The organism is Corynebacterium sp. (assembly GCF_012837295.1).
In the GTDB taxonomy this organism is placed as follows: Bacteria; Actinomycetota; Actinomycetes; order Mycobacteriales; family Mycobacteriaceae; genus Corynebacterium.
This window is the reverse complement of sequence record NZ_DURI01000084.1, coordinates 1-3,349: the sequence shown is the minus strand read 5'-3', so window position 1 is coordinate 3,349 and position 3,349 is coordinate 1. Positions and strand designations below refer to the sequence as shown.

The 3,349-nt window shown below is 69.0% G+C and carries 3 protein-coding genes; 1 reads left to right on the top strand and 2 read right to left on the bottom strand.

Features of this window, described 5'->3' with window-relative positions:
- Positions 1–330: 330 nt before the first annotated feature.
- Positions 331–1,803 (top strand): NAD-dependent succinate-semialdehyde dehydrogenase, encoded by a 1,473-nt coding sequence (locus tag GX015_RS02875; RefSeq protein WP_291342661.1) that lies wholly within the window; start codon positions 331–333, stop codon positions 1,801–1,803.
- Here GX015_RS02875 and GX015_RS02870 read toward each other — a convergent pair.
- Together GX015_RS02870 and GX015_RS02865 are read right to left on the bottom strand one after the other, a co-directional pair.
- Positions 1,784–3,085, bottom strand: a complete 1,302-nt coding sequence (locus GX015_RS02870; RefSeq protein ID WP_291342659.1) for an MFS transporter — start codon at positions 3,083–3,085, stop codon at positions 1,784–1,786. The two genes, GX015_RS02875 and GX015_RS02870, sit on opposite strands and share 20 nt — an antisense overlap.
- 40 nt (positions 3,086–3,125) lie before the next feature.
- The coding region (locus GX015_RS02865; protein ID WP_291342657.1) for a chorismate mutase at positions 3,126–3,349 on the bottom strand (224 nt) is incomplete at its 5' end.

Below are 3,349 nucleotides of genomic sequence, written 5' to 3'. Positions count from 1 at the left end.
CTACGACGAAGCCGGCGACGGCCACTGCTGCGGCCGATGCGAAAGCGGTTATCTTGCGCATGCTCATCCTCGGGTGTCGGGTGATGCGTGTGAAGGTGCCCGTCGGGCGGTCGAAAACTCTTGGGTCGTTCACAGACTTTATTGGCGTTCAACAACGAATCGTTACGCGGCGAATGCACGCGGGGTCACCCGTTTTTCGGCGACCTGCGGCTGAGCGTCGAAAAAGCCGAACATTGTTCACCTTTTAGATGTTGATGTGGCCCCGAACTGGGGTGGCGGTCGCCCGGCGGTTCATCGACAAATCCCGCACCCGCGCGCACCATGGACGGCATGGGACATTCAGTGAACGACATTCTTTCCGGCGCACCGACCCAGCTCTTCCTCGGCGGCGAGTTCCGCGACGCCTCCGACGGCGGCACCTTCGAGGTCCGCGACCCCGCCACCGACGGTGTCCTCGTGGAGGTCGCCTCCGCCACGGAGGACGACGCCCGCCGCGCCCTCGACGAGGCCTGCGCCGCCCAGGCGGACTGGGCTGCCACGGCACCCCGGGAGCGCGGCGAGATCCTGCGCCGCGCGTTCGAGCTGATCATCGAGCATGACGACGAGCTGACGTACCTCCAGTCCCTCGAGATGGGCCGGGCGCTGCCCGATTCCCGCGCGGAAGTGAAGTACGCCGCCGAGTTCTTCCGCTGGTTCTCGGAGGAGGCCGTGCGCCTGCGCGGCGATTACCGTCGCTCGCCGGACGGGCGCTCGCGCATCGTCACCGTGCGCCAGCCGGTCGGGCCGACCCTGGCGATCACGCCGTGGAACTTCCCGCTGGCCATGGGCGCCCGCAAGATTGCGCCGGCGCTGGCGGCGGGCTGCACGATCATCGCCAAGCCGGCGTCGAAGACCCCGCTGACCATGCTGTACCTGGCGAAGCTGCTGGAAGAGGCCGGAGTCCCCGCCGGCGTCGTCCAGGTGCTGCCGACCGGCTCGGCGAAAAACGTCTCAGCCATTCTCGACGACGACCGCCTGCGCAAGTTCACCTTCACCGGCTCCACCGAGGTCGGCCAGGCGCTGGCGGCGAAGGCCATGGAGACGTCGATGAAGGTCTCGCTGGAGCTCGGCGGCAACGCCCCGTTCGTCGTCCTCGAGGACGGCGACGTGGACAAGGCCGTCAAGGCCGTGAAGGCGGCCAAGCTGCGCAACGGCGGCCAGGTCTGCATCGCGCCGAACCGGTTCATCGTCCACGAGTCGCTGGCCGAGGAGTTCACCGACGGCGTCGTCGCGATGTTCCGCGAGCTGACCGTCGGCCGCGGCACCGACGAGGACACCGAACTCGGCCCGTTGGCCATGCGGGATCAGCAGCGGACCGTCGAAAAGCTCGTGGACGACGCCATCGGCCGCGGCGCCACCGTGCGCTGCGGCGGAAAGATCCCGGACCTGCCGGGCGACCTGGCGGACGGCTACTTCTACGAGCCCACGGTGCTCACGGGCTTCCCGCTGGATTCGGACATCGTCACCGAGGAGATCTTTGGCCCCGTCGTCGCCGTCACCGAGGTCGGCAGCGACGAGGAGGCCATCGAGCGCGCGAACGACACGATGTTCGGCCTTGCGGCCTACGTGTTCAGCGAAAACCTCACACGCGCGCTGGGTGCGGCGGAGGCGATCGAGTCCGGCATGGTCGCGGTGAACAAGGGCGGGCTTTCCGACGCCTCCGCGCCCTTCGGCGGCGTCAAGCAGTCGGGGCTCGGACGCGAGGGCGGATTCACCGGCATCGACGAATTCCTCGAGGACAAGCTCATTTCCCTCGAGGGGTAGGGGCCGGGGAGGCGGGCTTCTTCGGCACCAGCGCGAAGAGGATCATGCCCGCCACGAGCACCAGTGCGATGCCGCCGATGCCCGCGCGGTCCGTGCCGAAGATGGCGACCAATGCGGCGAACGCCGCCGGCGCCATCCAGCTCACCGCGCGGCCGGTGGTGACGTACAGGCCGAACATTTGGCCCTCGCGTCCCTCCGGGGCGATGCGGGCCAGGTAGGACCGCGCCGCCGACTGCGCCGGGCCGACGAACAGGCACAGCACCAGGCCCAGCGGCCAGAACCAGCCGGGGCCGTCGACGAAGAGCAGCGCGATCGACGTGACCACCATCAATCCCAGCGACCACAGGATCACCGGGCGCGGGCCGATGGAATCGTCGAGGAACCCGGCCGCCAGCGCGCCCAGCGCCGAGACGACGTTGGCGGCGATGCCGAAGAGCAGGACGTCGGCGGGCGATAGGCCGTAGACCGTCACCGCGAGGATCGCCCCGAACGTGAACACGCCGGCCAGGCCATCGCGGAACACCGCCTGGGCGACGAGGAACTTGATCGACCGCGGATCCTCCCGCCACAGCTGGCGCAGCTCGCCGAACAGGCGGCGGTAGGAATCCGCGTAACTGGAATCGACCGTCGCATCGGGCTCGATCTCCGGCACCCGGAAGAACGTCGGCAACGCGAACAGCAGGTACCAGGCGGCCGCCACGAGGGCGACGACGCGGACGTTCATGCCGTCGTCCGTCGACAAGCCGAACGCGCCGCCCTCGCCCGCGATGAAACCGACGTAGCAGATCAAAAGCAGGAAGATGCCGCCGAAGTAGCCCGCCGACCAGCCGATGCCCGACACCCGGCCCACGTTGTCCGGGGTGGAGACCTGCCGCAGCATGGCGAAGTAGGAGACCTCCGCGAACTCGAACGCCACCGCGGCGACCGCCATGACCACGATGCCCGGCCAGAAGAACGCCGGCTCGTTGTCGATGAAGAACAGCGACGCCATCAGCGCGACGACCACGAGCGTCCACATGGTCATCGACCACCGGCGCCGGCCCTTCGCATCCGCCCGGCGGCCCTGCACCGGGGCGACCAGGGCGATGATCACGCCCGCCGCCGCCATCGCCCAGCCGTACCAGGACGACGCCGGGATCGAGCCGCCGATGTCCGCGCCCACCGACTCGGTGAGGTACACGGAGTAGATGAACGTGACCATGACCGCGTTGAACGCGGCGGAACCCCAATCCCACGACGCCCAGGCGGCGACGGTGGCGCGATCCGTGCGAGAGCTGCTCATGTTCCCCAGGCTAACTACCCGGGGCGGAAAGGGCCGGGGATCAACCCAGGCGGCCGCGGCCCATGCGCAGCAGCGCGGTGGCGATCGCCGGGCCCTCGGGGCCGAGGGCGTCGCGGAATTCGTTGATGATCTGCACCTCGCGGGTGTGCACCAGGCGCGTGCCGCCGGAGCCCATGCGGGTCTTGCCCACGGCCTTGCTCACCTCGGTGCGGCGCCGGATGGCGTCGATGATGAGGTTGTCCAGGCGATTGATTTCCTCGCGGT

What these genes read in the sequence shown, in the direction of transcription:
- GX015_RS02875 (WP_291342661.1), top strand. Translation starts at nt 331, where the DNA reads ATGGGACATTCAGTGAACGACATTCTTTCCGGCGCACCGACCCAGCTC.
- GX015_RS02870 (WP_291342659.1), bottom strand. Translation starts at nt 3,085, where the DNA reads ATGAGCAGCTCTCGCACGGATCGCGCCACCGTCGCCGCCTGGGCGTCG.